Genomic DNA, 24,448 nt, shown 5'->3' with positions numbered 1-24,448 from the left:
CGATAGCGGTGTGTCAGTCACATGTCTTCTGGCTGATCCGCCGCTATCGCGAGCAGGCTCGCTCCCACAAGGGGTGTGTGTCGGCCCGGGGATCAGGGCCGACTCCCATGGGCTCAGTTGCTCTTCACCGCGTAGTCAGGCTTCTTGTCGTTGCCGGCGATGAACGGGCTCCACGGTTGCGCGCGGATCGGCCCTTCGGTCTGCCAGACCACGTTGAACTGACCGTCGGCCTGGATCTCGCCGATCATCACGGGCTTGTGCAGGTGATGGTTGGTCTTGTCCATGGTCAGGGTGTAGCCCGACGGTGCGGCAAAGGTCTGGCCGGCCAGGGCTTCGCGGACTTTGTCGACGTCGGTGGACTTGGCTTTTTCCACCGCATGGGCCCACATGTGAATGCCGACGTAGGTGGCTTCCATCGGGTCGTTGGTCACGGCTTTGTCGGCACCGGGCAAGTTCTTGGCCTTGGCGTAGGCTTTCCAGGAGTCGACGAACTTCTTGTTCGCCGGGTTATCCACGGACTCGAAGTAGTTCCACGCCGCCAGGTTGCCGATCAAGGGTTTGGTGTCGATGCCGCGCAGTTCTTCCTCGCCCACCGAGAACGCCACGACCGGTACGTCGGTGGCCTTCAGGCCCTGGTTCGCCAGCTCCTTGTAGAACGGCACGTTGGAGTCGCCGTTGACGGTGGAAATCACGGCAGTCTTGCCGCCGGCCGAGAATTTTTTGATGTTGGCCACGATGGTCTGGTAATCGCTGTGGCCGAATGGGGTGTAGACCTCTTCGATGTCCTTGTCCGCCACGCCTTTGGAGTGCAGGAACGAGCGCAGGATCTTGTTGGTGGTGCGCGGGTAGACGTAGTCGGTGCCCAGCAGGAAGTAGCGCTTGGCGCTGCCGCCTTCTTCGCTCATCAGGTATTCCACCGCCGGAATCGCCTGCTGGTTCGGCGCCGCGCCGGTGTAGAAGACGTTCGGCGACATTTCTTCGCCTTCGTATTGCACAGGGTAGAACAGCAGGCCATTGAGCTCTTCGAACACCGGCAACACGGATTTACGCGACACCGAGGTCCAGCAGCCGAACACCACGGCGACCTTGTCCTGGGTCAGCAATTGCCGGCCCTTTTCGGCGAACAGCGGCCAGTTCGACGCCGGGTCCACGACCACCGCTTCGAGCTTCTTGCCGTTGACCCCACCCTTGGCGTTGATCTCGTCGATGGTCATCAACGCCATGTCCTTGAGGGACGTCTCGGAGATCGCCATGGTCCCGGACAGCGAATGCAGGATGCCAACCTTGATGGTCTCGGCGGCCTGGACGGTCCAGGTCATGCCCATCGCGGCAATGCTTGCCGAGAGTGTAAAAGCCTTGATCAAGCTACGACGCTTCATTGTGCGATCTCCGTGGACTTATGATTTTTAAGGGCAGATGCAAACGCTGGAAGCGCTTTTGCAAGGGGTGTGCCCAGTTGGAGAAAGGCGTTGAAACGCGGGGATGGCGGCGAGGCAGGAAAATGACAATGCACCATCAGTGACCGTATCGCGGGTGTTGGTGCAATGTGCCGCTCCGCATTGGGGCGTGGATTGGGGTTGACTCAAGGTGAAATTTTCATCTGCCCGACTATGCTGACGCTTCTGCCATTCTGAAGTAGGGGAATCCGTTTGAATGACGCTGGCGTTGCGAACCATTTTCTTTTGGACGAGACGGCTGTTTTTGACGTGCTGCCTGAAGTCAGACGGGCCGAGCATCCCCGATGGATGCATGTGACGCATTTGAGGGAAGGACGGTATTCGCTGATTCTCACCGCTGGTGAACGCCTTCGAAGTAGCACGCTGAGGGTGTCTTCTGATTCAAGGTTATACGTTCGCTTTTCGGCTGCCCTGCCCAGCATCAGTTTGGATGGGCTCACCTGTGCCTTTGTTTTTTTGGATGATGGGGCCCAAGCCGAATGTCCACTTGGCATGTTTCATTTTGGAGGAGGGCCTACGCCGTCGGAATGCAGGACGGTAACGCTGGATCTGGCTTGGTTGGCCGGCAAACGTGGCCGTCTCTTGATAGAGTGCGGGCCAGGTGCGCAGAACGATCCTACCGCCGACTGGCTAGCGATATCTGACTTGTGCATCGCCAGGGAGGGGGAGATGAAGGCCCTTCTGGCGAAGACACATCATTCAATGCGCATGAAAAACGAGATAGCGCATTTCAGTAGCGTCTACCGGAACGAGTTCTACTCCAAAGTGCAGGAACAACAGCGTGCTAATGCAATGGGCGTTGCTCGCAACGTGCGCCGATTGGATGGAATGGCCCCTGCGCCAGAGCGTGGTGCGCAGGCTGATGTTGTGATCCTCGAACCGTTCGAAGGTGAGGCAGCCTACTCCTATGCGACTCGTCTCCTGAGGGCGAATGTCCCGCAAACTCCGCCTGATTTCCAAGCGAGGCTGCGCCAGAAAGTCAGGGATCATGGGGAAATAAAAGTCTTGTCGATCTGTAGTGGCGCCGCGCGGATAGAGGCGGGCCTGTCGGCGGCTATTCCCGAAGGGGTGCAGTGGTCGCTGTTGGATATCAATGAGGACCTGCTGCAGATCGCTGCACAGCAGTTTCCGCCAGGCATCAGCCTCGACTTGATCGTGGCGGATGCGAACAACCTGGTGCCTACCGGTGAGCAGTGGGATGTCATTATTTGTGTTTCGGCATTGCATCATTTGGTAGAGCTGGAAAAGGTCATGTTCTTTATCTCCCGCAGTTTGAAAAATGACGGCGAGTTCTGGAGTGTCGGGGAGGCGGTGGGACGTAATGGCAATCGCTTGTGGCCCGACGCGATAGTCGCTGCTGATGCGGCGTTCTCAGCCTTGCCGGCGCGTTATCGGTTAAATGCCGATACCCAGGTCGTCGATTCAGTCATTCCAGACAAGGACCACTCGATTGGGTGTTTCGAGGGGATTCGAAGCGAGGACATTACCGCGCTGCTTGAACGCTGGCTCAAGCCTGTGGATGTTTACCGTACCAACTGCTTCCTCTGGCGAATGGTCAATCTGGCCTACAGTGGAAATTTCAATCTTGAACAAGCGCAAGATCGGGCGCTGGTCATTGATATGGTCCGAGCGGAGCTTGAGCATTTTCGTCATGGAGGGCTGGGGACCGAGCTGTTCGGCGTGTACAAAAAGAAGCATCTTTTCAACGACGGCGCATCAAGCCAATGAAGAAAAGCCCGCCGATGGCCGCGGTAGCGACCCCAATCGGCAAATCCTCCGGCGCGATCAGCGTGCGGGCCGCCACGTCCACCCACACCAGGAACAGGCTGCCGAGCAGCACGCAGGCAGGCAACAACCGACGGTGCTCGGCGCCCACCAGGCGCCTGGCGATGTGCGGCACCATCAACCCGACAAAGCCGATCGAGCCGCTGATGGACACCAGCACGCCGGTCATCAAGGACGCGATCAGGAAAATCCACAGCCGCACCTTCGCCGCGTTCAGGCCCAGGGTCACGGCGGTCTGCTCGCCGGCCATCAGCGCGTTCAAGGGCCGGGCCATGCCCAGCAGCAACACTAGCCCCAACAGCACGCTGGCGGCAGGCACGGCCAGCAGTTCCCAGCGCGCCAGGCCCAGGCCACCGAGCATCCAGAACATCACCGCCGAACTGGCGCGATGATCACCGAGGAATAACAGCAGGTTGGCCGCCGCCATCATCACGAAGGACACCGCCACGCCACACAGCAATAGCCGATCGCTCTCCAGACGACCCTGGCGGGCAGCGATGGCCAGCACCAGCAACATGCTCAGCAATGCACCGATGAACGCGGCGAGGGGCAGGGTCAGCAGGCCGATGATTTCACCGACATGCAACACCACGATCACCGCACCCAGGGTCGCGCCGGAGGTGACGCCTAGCAGATGCGGATCGGCCAGTGGGTTGCGCGTGACCGCTTGCAGCACCGCGCCGATCAACGCCAGCCCCGCGCCCACCAGGGCTCCGAGCAGCAGGCGCGGGACGCGTATCAGCCAGACGATATGTTCCTGGCCGGGCGTCCAATACACCTCGCCGACACCGAAGGCCTTGTGCAGCAACAGGTCCCAGACCACCGCCACCGGCACCCGCGCCGGCCCGAAGCCCAGGGACACCACGCACGACACCAGTAACAGCGCGCCGAGAATCATCAGCAGGGCGGCGTAGCGACGATCGTTCATTGGCCGTGGAAACCCCGCGCCAGGGTTTGCACCGCCAGCACGTTATCGATGCCCGGGGTGGCCTGCACGTAGGGGATCACGATGAAGCGCCGGTGCTTGATCGCATCCACCGATTGCAGGGCCGGGTTCGCCAGCAAGAACTGCTGCTTCTGCTCGGCACTGACTTCGCCATAGTCGACGATCACGATGACCTGGGGGTTGCGCTCCACCACGTTCTCCCAGTTCACCCGGGTCCAACTGGTTTCCACGTCATCGAGGATGTTGCGTCCGCCGGCAGCGTCGATCAGGGCCTGGGGCATGCCCAGGCGCCCAGAGGTCATGGCGCGATCTTCGCCGCTGTCATACAGGAACACGCGCGGTCTTTGGGTTGGAAGATGCTTGCGCACCTCGGCCACCTGGGCCTGCATCGTGGCGATCAGCGCATCGGCGCGGTCCTGCACGTCGAAAATTTTCCCCAGGTTGCGCAGGTCGTTGTAGGTGTCTTCTAGGGAAGCCGGCGGACGTTTCATCACGAAGGCGCAGGATTCGGTCAACTCGTACACGTTGATGCCCAGTGGTTGCAGGGTTTGCGGGGTCAGGTCGCCGCCCACGCGCATGCCGTAGTCCCAGCCGGCGAAGAAGAAATCGACGTTGGCATCGAGCAGGGTTTCCACCGAGGGGTATTTGGCGGCCAGTTCCGGCAGGCCTTCGAGGATCTTCGCCATCTCGGGTGTCACCGATTTCCAACCGCTGATGCCGCTGTAGCCGACCATGCGCGGCTTGAGGCCCAAAGCGAGCATCATCTGCGTCATGTTGATGTCATGGCTGACGGCGTGGCGAGGGGCCTCGTTGAACATCACCTGGCGATTGCAGCTCTGGATCGTCAAGGGGTAGCGGGTGGCTTCGGCCAGGGCATGGGCACTGCCCAGCAGCAGGGGTAGCAACAGCAGTAAGCGCAAGGTCATGGTTGGGTTATCCAAGTGATTCGTGGGTAGCCGGACAGGGGATGTTCGTCCACCAGGGCTTCGACGCCGAACACCTCGCGCAACAGCTCGGCGGTGAGGACATCCCTGGGCGTGCCGCTGGCGAAAATGCGTCCATGTTCGATCACGTACAGGCGATCGCAGAAGGCGGCCGCCAGGTTGAGGTCGTGGAGGCTGGCGAGGGTGCCGATGCCCAGCCCCTTGATCAGCTGCAGCAATTGCAACTGATAGTGGGGGTCGAGGTGGTTGGTCGGTTCGTCGAGGATCAACAACTGCGGTTGTTGGGCCAGGGCGCGAGCAAGGATCACCCGCTGTTTTTCCCCGCCCGACAACGTGGCGAAGGCATGATCGCCAAAGCCTTCGAGCCCCGCCGATTCCAACGCCTGGAGCACCCATCTGCGGTCTTCTTCGTTGTCGCCGTCGAACAGGCCCTTGTGGGGCGTGCGGCCCATGGCGACCACTTCTTCCACGGTCAGGCCGAAGGCGTCGGGAAACTCTTGCAGCACCACGGCGATGCGCTGTGCGCACCAGCGCGAGGATTGTTGCCAGAGGTTGTGATGCTCGAGTCTGACCTCCCCCTGTTCCGGCCGGCTGAAGCGATAGGCGCAGCGCAACAGGCTGGTCTTGCCGCTGCCATTGGGGCCGATCAATCCGACAAACTCCCCGGCCGCCACCTGCAACGTGGCGTCACGCAGCTGGAACTGGTGATGGCAATGGCCATGGCCCAGGGGCGTCCAGGCGAGATTGGAAAGGGTCAGGGAGGTCATGCGTTCACTCAAGTTATTGGCTCGCAACCCCAGTCCATTGTGGGAGCGAGCCTGCTCGCGATCGCGGTGGGTCAGCCGATTAAGATGCGACTGACCGATTGCGATCGCGAGCAGGCTCGCTCCTACAGGGGAAGGTATTCATCCTTTGGGAAGCGGGCGCGATTGTAGAGGTTTCGCGCCGCTTTTCGTTAACGCGCGGTCTTCAGCTTGAAGATGAGACGATCTCAGGTTGACGATTCAAGCGTGTGACGAGCCGGTCCAGCAACCACACCACCACCAGCGAAACCCCCACCAGCGGGAACACCACCGCCAGGGCCAGCATGATGAACACCCCGGTCTTCCACGTCGGCAGGTCGTGGCGCAGCGGCGGGACGCCGAACTTGCCCAGAGGCCGGCGCTTCCACCAGATCACCACGCCGCTCACGGCGCTGAGCAGGATCATCAGGCAAACCAGCAGCACAAGGATCTGGTTCAGCGGGCCGAACATCTTGCCTTCGTGCAGCATCACGCCGGTTTCGGTGGCGCGGGCCACGACGCTGTAATGTTCCCAGCGCACATCGGCCAGGACCTTGCCGGTGTATTGGTCCACGTGCAGAGTCGCGTCGTTGCGCGGGTCATCGGCGAACACGGCGATGGTGAACACGCCCGAGGCGGTCGTTGGGAAGGTGATGCTGTAGCCGGGCTCGACCTGGCGTTCGGCGGCGATGTCCTGCACCGCCTGCAGGCTGACGGTTGGCGCGGCGGGGCCTTCGTGCATGCCGCCGTGGGCCATGTGTTCGGCATGGTCGCCGGACATCGGCATCGGCGTGTTCTCCATGGCCCATGGCACGGTCTGGCGGTGAGCGTTGTTGAGGCTGCCGGCTTCGACGTCGGACTTGGGCACGTCATTCCACATCGCCGCCGGGAAGCGGTTCCAGAGGTCCGCGTATTGCTTGCCCCAGAAGCCGGTCCAGGTCATGCCGCTGAGCAACATCACCAGCAGGAACGCGGCGCCCCAGAAGCCGACGACGACGTGCAGGTCACGCCAGAACACCCGCCCGCGCGCGCTCCAGCGCGGCCAGAGGACGCCGGCCGACGACTGCCCGCGCGGCCACCACAGGTACAGGCCGGAAACCACCAGCACCACGCCCCAGCCGGCGGCCATTTCCACCAAGCGGTCACCCACCGTGCCGATCAGCAACTCGCCGTGGATCGCCCTGGCCATGGCTTGCAGATTGTTTTTTGCATCCTGCTCGCCGAGTACGTTGCCACGGAAGGGGTCGATGAAGACGTTCAGCTCGTGGCCCTTGTCGATCACCACGAATTGCGCGCTGCGTTCGGCGCTGACCGGTGGCAGGTACTGCGTGACCTGGCCTTCGGGGTAGGCCTGGCGGACCTGCTTGAGCAGATCGTCGGCTGCCAGGGTGTGATGCCCGGCCGGTACGTTCAACAGGTTGCCGTACATCAATGGGTCGAGTTGCGGCTTGAACAGGTAAATGATGCCGGTCAGGGCCAGCATGACCATGAACGGCGCCACGAACAGCCCGGCATAAAAATGCCAGCGCCAGGCCAGGTTGTAGAAGTTCGGTTTCGGTAGGCTCATTGCAAAGCGCTCCGCAGGGCAAATTCGGTTCTTCAAATGGGGGCTGAACGATGCAATCCATGTGGGAGCGAGCCTGCTCGCGAAAGCGGACCAGCCAACAATGATGTGAATGACACATCACTTTCGCGAGCAGGCTCGCTCCCACAGTTTTTTATGTTTGCTTCGGCCAAGCTGTCAGGCGCTCATACCCGCATGCAGGACAGCCTTGGGCTGTCCCGCATGCGGGTGAGCAAGCGTCAGGCTTACGCGTCGAGGGGCGGTGCGCGGGTGCGGGCGCCAGGGAAGAGCGCCGGTCGGGCATGGCCCAGGCGCGGGAAAGGGCTCGTGTAGGTGCGGGTAAACGGTGTGGCGAAGACGGTGAACGTGTGGCCGCCAGGCAACGCGGGGCAGTTGAACAGCAGGCTGCAATAACCGCATTTCTCCCACAGCGCATGATGGTCGCTCTGGGGCGGGCAATCGTCATCTGCTGGCGCTTCGTGCGCCGACATGTCCATGCCCATCTCCATGTCCATGCCTATGGATACAGGCGTGGACATGGACATGCGCTGATCCATCGGCATCGACTGGGAAACCAGCGGGCCGATAAATATCATCAGCATGGCGAACAGGCTGATCCAGCTACCGCGGGTCAGGCTCAATGGCTGACGGCGGTGCATGGAAAGGCTGGCGCGACGAAGTTGCATGGGCGGCTATGTCTATTGGGCGTGCATGTGCGTTTGGGTGCCGTCGGGGGCTTTTTTCTGCACCGTGACGTTCACCGTGACATCCCCGGCCTTTTCGAAATGCAAGGTCATGGGGAAACGTTTGCCGTCGCTGAGCAGGCTACGGTCCTTCAGGTCCAGCAGCATCACGTGGTACGCCATCGGTGCGAAGGTCACCGTTGCGCCTGGAGCGATAACTATGCCGTCCACCGGTTGCATTTTCATCAAGTCGTTTTGCATCACATGTTCATGGAGCTCGGCCTTGCCGGCGATGGGTGAGTCGACACTGAGCAGTTTATCCTCGGACCTGCCGCTGTTGTGGATAATGAAGTAGCCGGCGACGGTCGGCGCATTGGGCGGCAATTCCTGGGACCACGGGTGGGCGATCTCAAGCTCCCCGGCCTTGTACTGGTGAGCTTGGGCGAAGCCAACGGGAAGCAGCAGGGCGACCAGCAGGATGAGTCTGTTCAACATGGCAATTCTCCGGAACGATTCAGGGCGCAGGTGGGTGCGGAAGAATCAGGCCAGAGGCGAGGCGCGGGGATTTAGACTGGGCCATTGTTGGCGTGGCGTGGGGCTGTCGAGCTTCGAATGGACGACATTGCGATGGGCCAGTTGCGCATCCAGATACAACTGCGGGGCGTGCCCGGCAATCGCCACCAACGGCGCCGGGCCTGAGCAGCACCAGCAATGCTGCATGGTCGAGTGAGGATCCTGTCGCGGCGTTCCCTGTTCGAACTTACCCAGGGAAATCGCCACCATTTTTGTTCCGCCGGAAGAGCAGAAACTGCCCCAGAGCAATTGTTCGGTTGGCGTGTCGGCGGTCGTACCGCTGCCATTGGAAAGCGGCATGGCGAGCATGTTGAACAGCACTGCGAAGCAGGCGATCCAGGCAAATGCAAGCCGTTGTCGGGACATGGGGCAATCCGCTCGGTTGGGCGATCAGGTGGCCGGTATTTAGCCTGATCGGGAGGCAGAAGTAAAAAAGCCACGTGCGGTGTAGGGTCGCAGGGCTTGTGAGTAACAGTAGCAAAATATTTTCAGATGAGTGGTACTGACAGGACAGGCTTGTAGGACTGTGCAGGTTTCTGTCAGGCCAACTGCCGCAGCCCCTGCAACACCTCATCCGCCGTCCCAAACTCCCGATCCACCTCCGGCAACATTGGCCGCTTCAGTACCAATACCGGCACTCCTCGCTCCCGCGCCACGTCCAGCTTCGGTTCAGTCGCGGTGCTGCCGCTGTTCTTGCTCACCAGCACATCGATCCGCCGCCGTTCGAACAGCTCACGCTCGCCCTCGATATGAAACGGCCCCCGGGCTCCAATCACTTCGCAGCGCTCATTGCCGGGGTAAACGTCCAACGCCCTCAAGGTCCAGAATTGCTCTGGCGGGATTTCATGCATGTGTTGCAGCGGCTCTCGGCCAAGGGTGAACAGAGGCCGGTGGAAGGGGCGCAGGGCCTGGATCAGTTCGGCCCAGTCGGCGACTTCGCGCCAGTCATCGCCGGCCCGGGGCAGCCAGGCCGGACGGCGCAGGGCCCAGCAGGGGATGGCACAGGCGTGGGCCGCATGGGCGGCGTTGTGGCTGATTTGGGCGGCGTAGGGGTGAGTTGCATCCAACAGCACGTCGATGCCCTCGGCGCGGATGAATTGCGCCAATCCTGCGGCGCCGCCATAGCCGCCGACGCGCACCTGGCAGGTCAGGTCGGTGGGGATGCGGCCGATGCCGGCCAAGCTGTAGATGTGCTGGGGGCCAAGCGTGCGGGCGATGGCCAGGGCTTCGGTGACGCCACCGAGGAGCAGGATGCGTTTCATTTCAAGGCTCTTCATGACAAGGCTCCGGCGTGACCGACAATCCCACCCTGGCGGTCGATGGCGAAGACTTCGACTTGGACCTGGGCCGGCACCACGCTGCGGGCGAAGGCCAGCGCGTGCTCGCACACCGCATCGCCGAGGGCGATGCCGGCGGCGCTGGCCATTGCCAGGGCTTGCTGGCTGGTATTGGCTTGCCGGATGCCCTGTTGCAAAACCTCATCGGCGCCGAGGGCGGCGGCCCATTCGGCCAGTTGTGGCAGGTCGATGCTCGAATGGCGGCTGTGCAGGTCCATGTGGCCGGCGGCAAGTTTGCTGATCTTGCCAAAGCCGCCGCAGAGGCTGAGCTTTTCCACCGGTACCTTGCGCACATGCTTGAGCACGGCGCCGACGAAATCGCCCATTTCGATCAGGGCGATTTCCGGCAGGTTATAGACCCGGCGCATGGTGTCTTCGCTGGCGTTGCCGGTGCAGGCGGCGATGTGCAGGTAGCCGTTGGTTTTCGCCACATCGATGCCTTGGTGGATCGAGGCGATGTAGGCCGCGCAGGAAAAGGGCCGGACGATGCCGCTGGTGCCAAGGATCGACAGACCGCCGAGAATGCCCAGTCGCGGGTTCATGGTTTTCAGCGCCAAGGCTTCGCCACCCTCGACATTGACCGTGACTTCGAAACCACCGGCGTAGCCGCTTTCCTCGGCCAGCCGGCCCAGGTGATCGTTGATCATCTGGCGTGGCACCGGGTTGATTGCCGGCTCACCGACGCCCAGCACCAGCCCCGGTCGCGTCACCGTGCCCACGCCGCGACCGGCGACGAAGCGCACGCCGGGTTCGGCTACCAAGCGCACTTGGGAAAACAGCAGGGCGCCGTGGGTCACGTCCGGGTCATCGCCAGCGTCCTTGATCGTCCCGGCCTCGGCGCCTTGCTCGGTCAATCGGCAGAACTCCAGGCGCATCTGCACCTGCTTGCCCTTGGGCAAGACGATTTCCACGGCGTCGGCCTCGGTGCCGCGCAACAACAAGCGGGCCGCCGCCAGGCTGGTGGCGGTGGCGCAACTGCCGGTGGTCAGGCCGCTACGCAGGGGGGCGGGTTGTTCGGCGGTTTCGTCACGCATCGAGGGGCTTCGTCAGGTCCAGCAAGGTAATCGGCAGCGCCTGGCGCCAGGTGTCGAACTCACCCAACGGCTGCGCCTGGGCAATGTGGATGCGAGTCAGCTCACCGCCATGGCGTTCGCGCCAGCCCATGAGGGTCATTTCGCTCTGCAGGGTCACGGCGTTGGCGACGAGCCGCCCGCCGGGCTTGAGGTGGGCCCAGCAGGTGTCAAGTACGCCTTCGCGGGTGACGCCGCCGCCGATGAACACCGCGTCCGGCCGCTCCAGGTTTTCCAACGCTTGCGGGGCGCTGCCGCGAATCAATTGCAGGCCCGGCACGCCGAGAGTGTCGCGGTTGCGTTCGATCAAGCCTTGGCGGCCCTCGTCGGCTTCGATGGCCAGGGCCCGGCAACTGGGGTGGGTGCGCATCCATTCGATGCCGATGGAGCCGCTCCCGGCACCGACATCCCACAGCAATTCACCGGGCGTGGGGGCGAGGCGGGCGAGGGTGATGGCGCGCACGTCGCGCTTGGTCAATTGGCCGTCATGTTCGAACGCGGTGTCCGGCAAACCGGCCAGGCGTGACAGGCGCTGTGTCGATGGTTCGGCCCGGCATTCGATGGCGATCAGGTTCAGGTCGCCGACGGTTTCATCGGACCATTGCGCGGCGCAACCGTCGATCCGGCGTTCTGCCGCACCGCCGAGATGCTCCAGCACAGTCATGGCGCTCGGGCCGAAGCCGCGCTCGCGCAGCAACGTCGCCACGGCGCCGGGGCTGTGGCGATCATTGCTCAGCAGCAACAGCCTGACGCCTGTGGATAAATACCCATTGAGCACCGCCAGGGGGCGCGCCACCAGCGACAGCGTGACCACGTCCTGCAGCGGCCAGCCCATGCGCGCCGCCGCCAGCGAACAAGAGGACGGCGCGGGGATGACCAGCATCTGATCACCCGGCACTTGTTTCGCCAGGCTGGCGCCCACGCCATAGAACATCGGATCGCCGCTGGCCAGCACGCACACTGCTTCGCCCTTTCGAGCCAGCAGCGGCTCCAGGGAGAACGGGCTGGGCCATAGCTCCCTTTCGCCGCGAATACACAGTGGCAACAGTTCCAACTGACGAGCGCTGCCCAGAATCCGCGGCGCCCGCAGCAATGCATGGCGAGCCGTTCGGCCCAGGCCCTTGAAGCCATCTTCACCGATGCCCACTACGGTCAGCCAGGGGGTCATCTCTGTTCCTCGAATAAATGGGGTTGTTCGGCGCACTGGTTGCGTCCGCGAACCGGGCCGCCATCATACCGCGCCTGGCGGATCAGGCGTGGACCATCCCTTGTGGGAGCGAGCCTGCTCGCGATGCCGGCGTCACATTCAACACTCATTTTTTCAGGCACACCGCTATCGCGAGCAAGCTCGCTCCCACAGTGGGATTTGTGATGGATACAGGATTTGTGTATGCACGATCGGCAATCCGACCAGCAAGCTTTTCATGACCCCAGGCAAAGCAGGCATAATGGCGGCCTTTCGCCGATGCGGCGCTCCTACTTGCCGGTTATAACTTGAACGAACGTCCGTCCCGCCACGTCATACGCCCCTCGGGTTGCCCCGGGTTGCTGCGTGTCGTCCAGGCGCTGGACGGTGGGATCTGTCGGATCAAGCTCGATGGCGGTTCGATCCAGGCGGACCAGGCCGAGGCCGTGGCATTGGTGGCCGAGCGGTTCGCCGGCGGTGTGATCGAGGCGACCAACCGAGCCAACCTGCAAGTTCGTGGGATCGGCCCCGAGCGCGACGCGCTAATCGAGTCTTTGCTGGCTGCTGGGCTTGGCCCTCGCAATCCGGCCGGCGATGACGTGCGCAATCTCATGCTCAGCCCCTCGGCCGGCATCGATCGGCGGATGCTCATCGACACTCGCCCATTGGCCGAACAGATCCTCACTACGTTGCAAACCCACGAACGTTTCCATGAACTGTCGGCCAAGTTCGCCGTGCAACTGGACGGTGCAGAAGCACTGGCGATGTTGGAACATCACCACGACCTATGGTTGTCGGCGTTGGTACGCGATGGTGAGCCCTGGCTGGCCTTCGGCTTCGCTGGCGTCCCGCTGGACGAGCCGGCGGGACGGGTACCCCTGGCCCAAGGGCACGCCTTGGTGGTGGCGGTACTTGAGCTGTTCCTCGACCTGGCCCGCCCCGACCAGAACCGCATGCGTGAGTTGCTGGCTGAATTCTCCGCGGATGAATTCGTCACGCTTTTGGCCCGCCGGGTACCGCTGCAACCCTGCCCGGATTGGCGGCGGGTTGCTTCGACCGATGGCCTGCACATCGGTATTCATCCCCAGCATGACGATGGCGTTTTCGTTGGCGCCGTGGTTCCCCTGGGCCGGCTCGATGCCGCCATGCTGCGCGGCGCGGCGCGGCTGGCGCGGGAGAAGGGCGACGGCAGCCTTCGTTTCACCCCTTGGCAAAGCCTGTTGCTGCCTAACGTTCGCGCCGATAACGCCGCCGGTGTACTGGCGCGGCTTCAGGCGCTGGGCCTGTTGGTTTCGGGCGATCAGCCCCTGGCGCAGCTCATCGCGTGCACCGGGTCCAGTGGCTGCGCCAAGGCCATGGCCGACACCAAGGCCGACGCTCACCAATTGGCGGAGCGGCTGCACCGCCGTGGCCAGGCGCTGAACATTCATTTGTCCGGTTGCCCGCGTTCCTGCGCGGCGGCCCATATCGCGCCTGCCACTTTGCTAGCGGTCGCCCCCGGTCGTTATGACCTGTATTTTCGCGATGCGACGCTGCCGGGTTTCGGCGCGTTGCAGGCGCACAATCTGACTATCGAAGCGCTCGACCACTGGCTCGACGCTCATCCCCGGAGCCCCCTTGATGCTTGATTACATCCGCGACGGTCAGGAGATCTATCGCAACTCCTTCGCGATCATCCGCGCCGAGGCCAACCTGGCGCGCATACCGGCCGATCTGGAAAAACTCGCGGTGCGGGTGATCCACGCTTGCGGCATGGTCGAGGCGGTCGATGGCCTGCAGTTTTCCGAGGGCGCGGGCACGGCCGGTCGCCAGGCGCTGGCGGCCGGCGCGCCGATCCTGTGCGACGCGCGGATGGTTTCCGAGGGCGTGACGCGGGCTCGCCTGCCGGCCAACAATCCGGTGATCTGCACCTTGCGTGACGAGCGCGTGCCGGCGTTGGCCCTGGACCTGGGCAACACCCGCTCGGCGGCGGCCCTTGAGCTGTGGCGCCCACACCTGGAAGGCAGCGTCGTGGTCATCGGCAATGCTCCAACGGCACTCTTCTACCTGCTGGAAATGCTCGACGCCGGGGCGCCAAAACCGGCCCTGATCCTCGGCTTTCCGGTGGGGTTTGTCGGCGCCGCCGAATCCAAGGCGGCGCTGGCGGCCAACAGCCGGGGCGTGCCGTTCGTGATCATGCAAGGGCGGCTCGGCGGCAGCGCCATGGCCGCAGCCGCCGTCAACGCCCTCGCCACGGAGGTGGAATGATGCAGCAGCCAGGACGCCTGATCGGCCTCGGCGTAGGGCCCGGTGACCCCGAACTGATCACAGTCAAAGCCTTGCGCCTGCTGCGCGAATCGCCCGTGGTGGCGTACTTCGTCGCCAAGGGCAAGAAGGGCAACGCTTTCGGCATCATCGAGGCCCATTTGCAGGACGCGCAAACGTTGCTGCCGCTGGTCTATCCAGTCACCACCGAGGTGCTGCCAGCGCCGCTGTCCTATGAAGAGGTGATCGCCGACTTCTACGACACCGCCGCCGAACAGTTGGCCGTACACCTGGATGCTGGTCGCGACGTGGCGGTCATCTGCGAGGGCGACCCGTTCTTCTACGGCTCCTACATGTACCTGCACGATCGGCTGGCCGAGCGTTATGTCGCCGAAGTCATCCCCGGCGTATGCTCGATGCTCGGTGGTGCCTCGGTGCTCGGCGCGCCGCTGGTCTATCGCAACCAGAGCTTGTCGGTGCTTTCGGGGGTATTGCCCCACGTGGAACTCAAGCGCCGGCTGGCCGACGCCGACGCGGCGGTCATCATGAAGCTGGGACGCAACTTCCCCAAGGTTCGGCAGGTGTTGCAGGAGCTGGGTCTGGATGGGCGGGCGTTGTATGTGGAGCGAGCTACCATGGCCAACCAGAAAATCGTCCCGCTGGATGAAGTCGAGCCGATGTCCTCGCCGTATTTCTCGCTGATCATCGTCCCTGGCGAACGGTGGCAGGGATGACGGCAAAAGCTCCTGCCATTGTCATTCTCGGCACCGGCAGCCTGGCAACGGCCCGGCGAATCCAGCAGCGTTATCCCGAGGCTTTGATCCATGGGCTGGCGGGCCGGGTCGAGGGCAGCGATCGGCCATACGCCGAGTTTGGCGCGACGTTGCGCCAGCTCTATCAGGAGGATTCGCCGATCATCGCGCTATGCGCGGCTGGCATTGTCATCCGCACGCTGGCGCCGCTGTTGCTGGAGAAGGGCGTCGAGCCGCCGGTGCTCGCCGTGGCCGAGGATGGCAGCGCCGTGGTGCCGTTACTGGGCGGCCTGGGGGGCGTGAACGTCATGGCCCGCGAGATTGCCGGGGCGCTCCAAGTCGCGCCGGCCATCACCACCAGCGGCGAATTGCGTTTCGGCACATGCCTGCTTAATCCGCCAGGCGGCTACAGCCTTGGCGACCTGGAGCAAGGCAAGCGCTTCGTGTCCGACCTGTTGGCCGGTGAGCCGGTGCGGATCGAGGGCTCGGCGCCGTGGCTGGACCAGGCGCAGTTGCCACAGGATGCACAGGCGCGGCTGGCGATTCGTGTCGACAGTGCCGCGGGCGTGCCGGCGGCGGATGAGTTGCGCATCTATCCGCGCAACGTCGTGGTCGCGGTGAGCGCCGGCGCGTCAGACGATTCCACCGCCATTGTCCAAGCGCTGGCCCAGGCGGGGCTTGCAGTGCAGTCACTGGCCTGCCTGTTGGCGGCGGACAGCGACATGGCGCGCCCGCAATTGCAGCAAGCCGCTTCGGCCTTGGGCGTACCGCTGCGATTCGCCGCGCCCGACGGCAGCGTCGCGCAGTGGCTGGCCGGTGCCTTGGGGCAGCCGGTATCGATTCAGACCACGGGCAATATCGCCATTGCCGTGGCCGCACAACCCGTCGATCCGCAACGGATCGGCCGCGCGCGCGGACGTCTGGCGGTGATCGGTCTTGGCCCTGGCGCGGCCGAGCTGATGGTGCCGGCCGTGCGCGCCGAACTTGACCGCGCCACCGACGTGCTGGGGTATGAAACCTATGTGCGCATGGCCGGCCCTTTCCGTGCCGACCAGGTGCAGCATTGCACCGACAATCGTGAAGAGATGCAGCGCGCCCGGCACGCCTTTGAGCTGGCTGCCCAGGGGCGATCGGTGGTGGTGGTGTCTTCGGGTGACCCTGGCGTATTCGCCATGGCGGCGGCGGTGCTCGAAGCGTTGCATGAATCCAGTGACCCGGGCTGGCATAACGTCGACTTGCAAATCCTGCCGGGCGTGTCGGCCTCCCTGGCCACCGCCGCCCAGGCCGGCGCGCCGCTGGGGCACGATTTCTGCGTGATGTCGCTGTCGGACAATCTCAAGCCCTGGTCGATTATCGAGAAGCGCCTGGCCCTGGCGGCGGAAGCCGACCTGGCCCTGGCGTTCTACAATCCGATTTCCCGTTCTCGCCCATGGCAACTGGGCCGTGCGCTTGAGATCGTGGCAGAACACCGCGCACCGGATACTCCGGTGGTCTTGGGGCGCGACATAGGCCGTCCCGGCCAGACATTGCGTGTTACGACACTGGGGCAGTTGACCCCGGAGCAGGTCGACATGCGCACGATGGTGCTTGTGGGTTCTTCCACGACCTGTGTCTTCCCTCGTGCCGAGGGTGGGAACTGGGTCTACACCCCACGGTGGTACGGCGATAAACCGCTCTGAAAAAATCTGGCGGCCCGTTCGGGTCGCTGTCTTTAAGTTACCCTCCTTTTTTAGTCTCGACCGATTCGTTGAGGCGAGTTAGTTCAGATTAGTTGTCAGGTCTTGTTTGACGGTGTTCTGCTGTCTCGCGGTGAAGTGTAACTTTTTAATGGTTTTATCTTGAATGATGATTGACGCAGCGACTGGTTGAGGTTCGCCCGGGTGACGGTTATGTTTGTGCCGTAAAATGTGAACTGCTCTATTGGTTTTTAAAAGTATGCACGAGTGCAGGGAAGTGCTCGATTAAAACAATGCCCGCCCCGTCGGGCTGTTATATCAAATGGAATTGCCGTTTTATGAAACGATTCAAGGATTCACCCGTGAGGGATTACGCCACTTTCGACAAGTTGGTGGCGCGCGATGCGCTAGAGCGAATATTGACGCCTTATACAGGTACCGAAGGATACGACGCAGCGCTTAGATACTATGACAGCTGTGTCAAAACGCGAGATACGCCTGAAATGCTGACGCCTTTGGCGTTGCTGAAAAGAACCTTGGAGTCGCTTCAGGGGCAAAGCAGGCGTAGGCGTGCGTCAGAATCGTCTTCGGACCCGGCCAGCGAGGATATGGGCCTGAGGCGTAGTCACCGCAGGGTAGAAAGTTACGAAACGCGCCTGTCCAACCGTATTGAGTTAATGAAACAACCCGTCAGCGAAGTGCCACGAAAACTGCATTTTGTTTGGCTTGGCGGAGGCTTGGGCGATATTCAGCTGGATTACCTTCGCCTGTGGAAACAGGTAATGCCCAAAGATTTCACCGTGAATGTCTGGCATGACCCGGATGGGCTATTGGTACACGAAACTACGCGAATTATCGTTGAGGCGGCGAAGGCTGATACATGGGGTGGCGAAGAGCAGTCGGCGGCGTCTGGCGATGATCTGGCCACTCGCTACGAGATGAGAGTGACGGCGTTGAAGCGCCAGATGTCAATGCACATTGACCGAGCTATCAAACGGGGTAAGCGTGCGGACGAAGCACGCATAGACTTGTTGGTTCGCGGATATGAACGCGATGAAAGTGTTCTGCGCGCACTGAAGAATAAGAACGCTCAAGTCATGCACGGTTTGAGCGACGAAGGCATGCAACTGCGCGACGTCCGTGAGCTTCAGGCTTTCCCTCGTCTGGGGGAATTTTATCATCGTGAAATGTCCTTGCGCGGTAACCTCGCGGCAGCCTCGGACATTGTGCGGATGCTGGTGGTGCATGACGAAGGTGGTATCTACAGCGATGTGGACTTCTTGCCGCCCTTTGTCCAAGGCGTGGCGGGCGTTGATATCAACCGTCTGGAGAAGCAACCACGGCTGGGCGCGTTGCAGTTGTTGCTCAACAATAATCCCGATTGGATGCCGGGTCGCCAGGCGCTGGCCGATCGATACAAGGACTACACTGCCGCCATCCCTGAAGAGCATCGCGGGGCGTTGGAACAATTTGCAAAAACTACCCCGTCGTTGAAGCAAGTGTTTGCTCCGTTCACGGATGGCAGCGCGCGTGCCGACAGTTTGCGCCTGGCCCAAATCGAAGGGGGGGAATCCAATGCCTTGATTATCAGCCATCCGGGGTCGGCTGCGGTCAATGCCATTATCGAGCGCTTCGAGATTCATCATCAGGCACTGCTCGCTGTTGAGCGCGAAGCCCGCAAAAATAATATCGATTTCCATGAGGCCAATCGCATCTTGAATCTTGCGGAGCGAGTCCTCAAGGTTGAATTCGATATCGTCGAAGAAAAGGTCAGCATTGAAGATAGCCATGCCTTGAGGCTTCGCGTGGCAATAATGGACTATTTCAGTGACGGTTTACGTCCCCAGGCCCAGGGTTCGATATTCCTGACGGGGCCGGGCGCTGTGCGGGCGGGGCTGATGGAGTATGGGAGCAGGTTTCTCACGCCACATGGGGCTCAAGCGCTACGCAAATCCATTCGGTTGAAGACGGGCTTCAACAACAATACGGAGGAAGAGCAGGACCATTCATGGAAGGAAAACACCGAAGACATGGACGCCTGGTTCGCAGCCGAAAAAGCTCGCTGGACCGAAGGCCGGATGCAAGCCCGCTACACCGCGAACCTGGCGGAACTGCTCAAGCCGTACAGTATCGAGTTCGAGGAAGGCTGGCCGTTGATCGAGGGGCGCCATGTGCTCTCCACCGACGTGCTACAGCCACTCGCCGATGAGTTGGGTGAGCCCTTCATCACCGCGATGAGTCAGGGCCACACCGGTGAGGTGGTATTCGATGAGGTCATTCCCCTGGGGTTCGATGACCGCCAATCCATTCGTGCCCAAAGCAACGGAAAACTCATGCCAGCGCCACCGCGCGAACAGCGGGTGCAACCGTTATCCATTGGGCAACTCTTGAACGAGATGGCTGGCGGGCACCTTGACGTTCTCCAGTTGGGACCGCTGCAACGCCTTCAGATTGGGGCATTGATCGGTTTGAAGAGGCTGGACAATGCCAGTTTCGACGCGGCTCGCCCGCAGTTGGAAAACCTGCTCAATGATTTCAAGAAACCCGGAACCCTGAACCGTTACACAGCAATCGAGCGCGCGTTATATGCGCATCAGGCCCCGGCGTTCCTGGCAGGGATTGAAAGTGCGGTGAACGGTGCTCCCCGGCATGACGAAACCGCGTTGGGGCTGAGGAGGTCCCTGCTCGAAAAGCCGTTGACGTTACGTCAGTGGGGTCAATACGTAGAGCGCGTCCAGCAAGCGGCGATGCATGAATACCGGAGCCAGATAGTCAGGCGGTTGAACACTGTTCTGTTTGCCGTTGACCCGAACGCTTTCAGGTCCGTACCACAGGACCTACTGTTCCAGGGCCCGGGTGATCGCGTAGCTGGGCGTTGCTACCCATTGTCCCTGGCCATGGCGGCTGCTTTTTCTCAGGGGGCGGATGCCATTCGGACCCTGTGTAATCGATTCGAGCTGGCGATCGCGGCATCTGACGAGGGGGACTCGCCTGATTTCATGAGCAGCCTGGAATCGTTGCGTGAGATGAAAGTGGACAACGTGGGTAATGTCCTCGAACGCGCTGATCTGGGTGAGGTCGTGCATATTCTGCAGAGCAAGACGGCCAGTACATTGATGCTCAATTCAGATAATCACGTCATGCTTGCCGCAAAGACTGTCGAAGGCGGACACGAAACCTACCACTTCTACGATCCGAATTTTGGCGTGTTCGATTATCAGGACGCCACGGGTTTTACGAAGGCGCTGGAAGAGTTTTTTATCACCCAGGGGATGGCCGCCCAGTACGGCGCATATGGCGAAGAGACTCGTCCTTCGTTTGACTTGATCGAGCTGGATGGTAGCCGGGTGGCAAAGGAGGTATTACCCAATACGGTACGGGTTTCGCAGTTGTTGCTACCCGACGCCTTACGAGGCCAGTCGCAACGCTCTGTCAGGACGCGGATCGCCAGCGCCCGGGGACAATCGCTCCAGGACAATCCGCGACTTGGCAGTTGCTTGCTGGCCTTGGATGGCCATTGGTGGGCGCAACAGATCGCTGACGCGACAACGCGTTTGCAACAGACGAGTGAGTCTGCCTCAAGCCTCGTACCGCTGTTCGACACTCTGGAGGGTGATCCGGACGGGACGTACCGGATAACCATGGTCGATCCGGCCGATCCAGGGCATCCGGTACAGATCAAGACCGATGACCATCGTCTCCTGCGCATAAAAAACCACCTTTCGGAACGTTTCTCGACGTTGGCCAACCAGCCCACCGCCACGGACGATGCCCATGCGGTGGGCGGCGTTCATACGTTGAACGCCGGTTTCGCCATCCAGGCGTTGATGAACGCGCTGAGGGGACGGGAAGGGGCCGACCGTCCCCTCACCCTGGCGGTGCGATTGCATGCCTATGTCAATTACGCGCAAATGGCCCATGGCACTGTGGCCGACGTCGCCGGGCTGGTCGGCCTGGTTCGCAAAGCGTTGGATGAGGAGAAACTGATCGCTAGCACCGTCGCGCCGGTGGTCAAGGCCTCCGTGGGCGCCACTGTGAGCGAAGCGACGGGGGGGGTGCTGCAACTGGCGAATGTCGGGTTCGACATCTACCAATTAGCGACCGCGCATAACGATGTTGAACGCGCTCAGTTTGGCACCCAACTGGCTTTCGATTCGGGCGGCCTTGCATTATCGGCGGGAGCCCTGATGGCTGGCGCCACGACCGGGGCGTTCCTCGGCAGCGCTTCCGTGTTGCTGGCGGGGCTGGGCGTCGGAGTCGCCGCACTGGCCCAAGGGTTTGCCATTATTGCCGAGGAAGCCAAGCAGGTCGGGTTGTTTTTCGATGAGGTGGCAAAGGCCCATTTGAACGCCTATCGGCTCGATGCGGCTCATGGCGCCTGGAAGCCACGCCCGTCGCTGATCATCGACGCCGTGAATCTGGCCGATGGAACCCTGAACCTTGGCAGTCCCACGCTGTATCCCTTGTACGATCATTTTGGCGTGCCATCGTTTTCGACCGACCGCGGCCAGCCGATCTATATCCGCGGGGAACTGGACTTGCCGTCTCGAGTCAGCTTCACGCCGCCCCCCGGCCAAGCCATCGTCTTGCCGTGCATTCCGCAGACCTGTTACCGCTACGAATACAAGGCTTTGCCCTTTGCGAACTGGCGCCATGACACCGGTTTCGACACGGCGCGACGCCTGGAGAAAAGAAAGGCGAACGGCGAATGGCTGTTCCTTTTTTCCTTCTATTCGTTTCCCAGTGACTACATCCTCCATCGTCTTTTCGAGCCGGACTACAGTTCAACCACGATCGATGTAGTGCTGGATGATACCGATCGTTCGCTGGTGATCCCCGAGCTTCCGCCGATCTGGCACAAATTGATCACTTATCGCATCCAGGGCGCCGGCAAGCGGTGTGCGGTGCTGATCAACCCCGGTGTGAAGCTGGCTCTCGGTACAACGCAATCAGGTCATTCGACCTGGATACTGGACGCTCCCTGGGCCGAGGAAAGCGATATCAAGTTTCCATCCACGGAACGTCTGTCCATTGGTGACGTTGAGGTGACATTCACTGCAACTGGACGCCATGAGGTTTTGTTGCGGACCGCCCAAGGAAAAGTGTTCCAGGTAGACCGAGGCTCTCGCCAGCTCAATGTTGTCCTGGAGGTGGTGCCGGAGTGCCAGGGCCAGCAGGCACTGCAGGAACATTTCAAGGCCTTGAACCAACAGCACCGGCTGACGGCACCGTACACGCCGGTTCGTCAATACCTGATTCCGTTCGAAGACCCGAAACCCCCGCGACACGTTACGGCTTGGTACGACTCGAAAGAGGACCGTTTCCTCTACATCCGCGATGAAATCATAGGTGACGAACCGACATCGCTTGGGGCGGTGGTAAATGGTTATGCCTGGTTCTATGACCCGAAGGATGTGAGGATCTGGCAAGTCGACGCTAAGACAGGGCTGTTGAGCCGACACTATTGGTTGTGGGGTTCAATAAGCGTAAAGGCGGCGATCAAGAGTGTCGAGGCAGACGCACAGGGGATCATCCATATCGTGCAGCAGATTACCCGCAAGGATCGCAGCATCGATGTTCTGGCTTACGTCATCCAGGATGAGAGACTGCTGCTGACTTCGATCACACGAGGTTTGGACCCCCATCTGGAAGCACTTCTGGGGAGCAGCGAAACCCTTCGCGACTGGTCGCTAGTGCTTGCGGATGGTTTTGAATATTCGTCAACGTTTGGAGGGATGCACACTTTCGAAACTGTCACCTGGCAACCGGCGCCCTTTGTATCGATCTGCTGGAAGCTGAACGATGCAGACAGGGATATGGCGTGGGTGCGCTGGGGCGATAACCTGATCATTCGTCCCGTGCCGCCACCCAAGCACTACCGCGGCTGGCGTGACACGATCAAGGACGGGACCGAGCTGACCCTGTTGAGCCTGGCAGACGAAATCGATGCATTCATGATTTTCGACCGCAAATACCGGACGGTGTGTCGTCGGCAGCGCACCCTTGTCGATGGCAAGGCAGTTTGGTCCGATAAATGGCGGCAGAGAGGGTTCGTCGAGGATTTTGTTGCCATGGACAACGGATACGCGGCCATGAGGACCGACGGCTTGTTCTTCAACCTGACCCGCCAGGGAGACTTTGGGTTTGGGGGCATAAACGAACATTGGTTCAAGGCGCCGCCGCAGAAACAACAGCATTGGTGGCCTGCCCTGGAGTCACTCGCCCGCAAGCAAAACACAGATCGTTTCGACCTTCTGGGGCTGGTGGCGCACGACGGCAAGACGAGGTTGTACGCCTGGTATATCGACAACAGGCTGCTGCTGGCTAAACCGGAGCACGCGACCGTCCTTCGTCTTTTGAACGTCACCCCGGATGGCGAGGCGGCCTGGTTGTTCGATATGTCCAATGGCGAGGTCCTTCGCCAGGCCCTGATCGATCATGAACAGGTGGAGCGCGCGTTCGGTCAAGGTTCGCAGTTGCTCCAGGCTGACGTGTTGGCTCCTGCGAAACGTGAGTGGGCGCCCTGGAAGTTCGTCAACCTGACGGTCGACGGACCGGGATTGCGTGGTGTCACCGAGGAGGGCCTGGTGATCATGCTGCGAGATCCTGGACACGCTTTGCTCACCGGAGTCACCCGTGAGTGGGTGGTCACCCAGGGCGGGCGAGAGCAAGAAGCGCTTGAGCGATTGGCGAGGTCCGTCTCCCATAGCGCCCTGTTGACGGTGGAAGTGCCTGATGGCCTGGCGTGGTTCGTCGCCGATACCGGGCGCATGATCCGCGTGCCCAGGGTTGCCTTCGCGCAGGGGTTCGAGGTGCTTGGAACCCAGCACCAGACCAACGTATTACTTCGCGAAAACAAGGATGGGAAACTGCTGACATACCCCCGCGAAGGGGATGCGGGACCGCTCAGCTATGTTCAGCGTGAGGGCGAGGTGCTGGTTGTCCAGAGCGCCGAAACGAAGGTTGATGATCTGCCCGCGCTGCTTCCAGACGATGTCACAACCTTGGTCCTGCGCATGGGCGAAGGTGCGGTGACTTACCGACTTCCACCGTCCATCTGGTGGCAAGTCCAGTCGGTCATCCTTGACTGCCGGCCTTCGTTGCCCGACAAGGCAACCGTTCCCGGCACGTTGGTCTGGGACCTCAAGGAGCCTGAGCAACTACAGTTGAGCATTGTCGATGAACACCTGGTGATTTTTGATCCGAACAGCGGACGCAGTGTGATTTGTCGTGAGGTGTTTGCCACCGATGTCAGCTTGCGTGGCAATGTGCGGTTCAGTTTCGACGGGGCTCGTTACTATTCCGTTTCGACATGGGTGACGCAGGTGGGCGCTTTGTCGGGTAGCCTGAGCATCACGCTAAAGGAGTTACTGGAAACATCGGCGGCGAGGGAAGTCGATTTGGCGGGTTGATCCCTGGCTAAATCGAGCGGTAAGAAGAAGGGCTGCG

Annotated in this window: 17 protein-coding genes; 6 read left to right on the top strand and 11 right to left on the bottom strand. The window is 61.5% G+C overall.

Going from position 1 to position 24,448, the window contains the following annotated elements; genetic code table 11:
- Positions 1-113: 113 nt before the first annotated feature.
- Positions 114-1,379, bottom strand: a complete 1,266-nt coding sequence (urtA, locus tag J3P81_RS21955; protein ID WP_434560899.1) for an urea ABC transporter substrate-binding protein — start codon at positions 1,377-1,379, stop codon at positions 114-116.
- Positions 1,380-1,649: 270 nt separating this feature from the next.
- Between urtA and J3P81_RS21950 the strand changes: the two genes are divergently transcribed.
- A complete protein-coding gene (locus J3P81_RS21950; protein WP_434560897.1) occupies positions 1,650-3,185 on the top strand; it encodes a class I SAM-dependent methyltransferase in 1,536 nt (511 codons plus the stop codon).
- Here the strand turns inward: J3P81_RS21950 and J3P81_RS21945 are convergent.
- From J3P81_RS21945 to cbiE, 10 genes are all read right to left on the bottom strand, one after another.
- Positions 3,160-4,170 carry a FecCD family ABC transporter permease gene (locus J3P81_RS21945; protein ID WP_434560895.1) on the bottom strand — a complete coding sequence of 337 codons (1,011 nt, stop codon included), beginning with the start codon at positions 4,168-4,170 and terminating at the stop codon, positions 3,160-3,162. The genes J3P81_RS21950 and J3P81_RS21945 overlap by 26 nt on opposite strands.
- Positions 4,167-5,114, bottom strand: a complete 948-nt coding sequence (locus J3P81_RS21940; RefSeq protein WP_434560893.1) for an ABC transporter substrate-binding protein — start codon at positions 5,112-5,114, stop codon at positions 4,167-4,169. The genes J3P81_RS21945 and J3P81_RS21940 overlap by 4 nt, the downstream gene beginning before the upstream one ends.
- Complete coding sequence (locus tag J3P81_RS21935) at positions 5,111-5,899, bottom strand: ABC transporter ATP-binding protein (RefSeq protein ID WP_434560891.1); 789 nt, start codon at positions 5,897-5,899, stop codon at positions 5,111-5,113. Before J3P81_RS21935 ends, J3P81_RS21940 begins: the two co-directional genes overlap by 4 nt.
- 202 nt (positions 5,900-6,101) lie before the next feature.
- Positions 6,102-7,481 carry a PepSY-associated TM helix domain-containing protein gene (locus J3P81_RS21930; protein ID WP_434560889.1) on the bottom strand — a complete coding sequence of 460 codons (1,380 nt, stop codon included), beginning with the start codon at positions 7,479-7,481 and terminating at the stop codon, positions 6,102-6,104.
- Positions 7,482-7,723: 242 nt separating this feature from the next.
- Positions 7,724-8,164 (bottom strand): DUF2946 domain-containing protein, encoded by a 441-nt coding sequence (locus tag J3P81_RS21925; RefSeq protein WP_434560887.1) that lies wholly within the window; start codon positions 8,162-8,164, stop codon positions 7,724-7,726.
- A gap of 12 nt (positions 8,165-8,176) precedes the next feature.
- A complete protein-coding gene (locus J3P81_RS21920; protein ID WP_434560885.1) occupies positions 8,177-8,656 on the bottom strand; it encodes a copper chaperone PCu(A)C in 480 nt (159 codons plus the stop codon).
- A 45-nt stretch (positions 8,657-8,701) separates the two neighbouring features.
- Positions 8,702-9,100 (bottom strand): DUF2946 domain-containing protein, encoded by a 399-nt coding sequence (locus J3P81_RS21915; protein WP_420766258.1) that lies wholly within the window; start codon positions 9,098-9,100, stop codon positions 8,702-8,704.
- Positions 9,101-9,273: 173 nt separating this feature from the next.
- Complete coding sequence (locus J3P81_RS21910) at positions 9,274-9,996, bottom strand: cobalt-precorrin-6A reductase (RefSeq protein ID WP_434564155.1); 723 nt, start codon at positions 9,994-9,996, stop codon at positions 9,274-9,276.
- An 11-nt stretch (positions 9,997-10,007) separates the two neighbouring features.
- Complete coding sequence (locus tag J3P81_RS21905) at positions 10,008-11,105, bottom strand: cobalt-precorrin-5B (C(1))-methyltransferase (protein WP_434560883.1); 1,098 nt, start codon at positions 11,103-11,105, stop codon at positions 10,008-10,010.
- The gene (gene cbiE / locus J3P81_RS21900; protein ID WP_434560881.1) at positions 11,098-12,309 is read right to left on the bottom strand and encodes a precorrin-6y C5,15-methyltransferase (decarboxylating) subunit CbiE; all 1,212 of its coding nucleotides are present in this window, start codon (positions 12,307-12,309) and stop codon (positions 11,098-11,100) included. Before cbiE ends, J3P81_RS21905 begins: the two co-directional genes overlap by 8 nt.
- Before the next feature lie 326 nt (positions 12,310-12,635).
- On the opposite strand from cbiE, the gene cobG reads away from it, so the two are divergent.
- From cobG to J3P81_RS21875, 5 genes are all read left to right on the top strand, one after another.
- A complete protein-coding gene (cobG, locus tag J3P81_RS21895) occupies positions 12,636-13,955 on the top strand; it encodes a precorrin-3B synthase (protein WP_434560879.1) in 1,320 nt (439 codons plus the stop codon).
- Positions 13,948-14,574 carry a precorrin-8X methylmutase gene (locus tag J3P81_RS21890; protein ID WP_434560877.1) on the top strand — a complete coding sequence of 209 codons (627 nt, stop codon included), beginning with the start codon at positions 13,948-13,950 and terminating at the stop codon, positions 14,572-14,574. Before cobG ends, J3P81_RS21890 begins: the two co-directional genes overlap by 8 nt.
- Positions 14,574-15,305 (top strand): precorrin-2 C(20)-methyltransferase, encoded by a 732-nt coding sequence (locus tag J3P81_RS21885; RefSeq protein WP_434564154.1) that lies wholly within the window; start codon positions 14,574-14,576, stop codon positions 15,303-15,305. The genes J3P81_RS21890 and J3P81_RS21885 overlap by 1 nt, the downstream gene beginning before the upstream one ends.
- Positions 15,302-17,002: a precorrin-3B C(17)-methyltransferase gene (gene cobJ, locus J3P81_RS21880; RefSeq protein WP_434560875.1), complete on the top strand. Its 1,701-nt coding sequence runs from the start codon at positions 15,302-15,304 to the stop codon at positions 17,000-17,002. Before J3P81_RS21885 ends, cobJ begins: the two co-directional genes overlap by 4 nt.
- A gap of 335 nt (positions 17,003-17,337) precedes the next feature.
- Positions 17,338-24,411 (top strand): TcdA/TcdB pore-forming domain-containing protein, encoded by a 7,074-nt coding sequence (locus J3P81_RS21875; RefSeq protein WP_434560873.1) that lies wholly within the window; start codon positions 17,338-17,340, stop codon positions 24,409-24,411.
- Positions 24,412-24,448: the final 37 nt, after the last annotated feature.

This window comes from Pseudomonas sp. R1-6, assembly GCF_051132115.1.
In the GTDB taxonomy this organism is placed as follows: Bacteria; Pseudomonadota; Gammaproteobacteria; order Pseudomonadales; family Pseudomonadaceae; genus Aquipseudomonas.
This window is presented reverse-complemented; position numbering and strand designations above follow the sequence as displayed.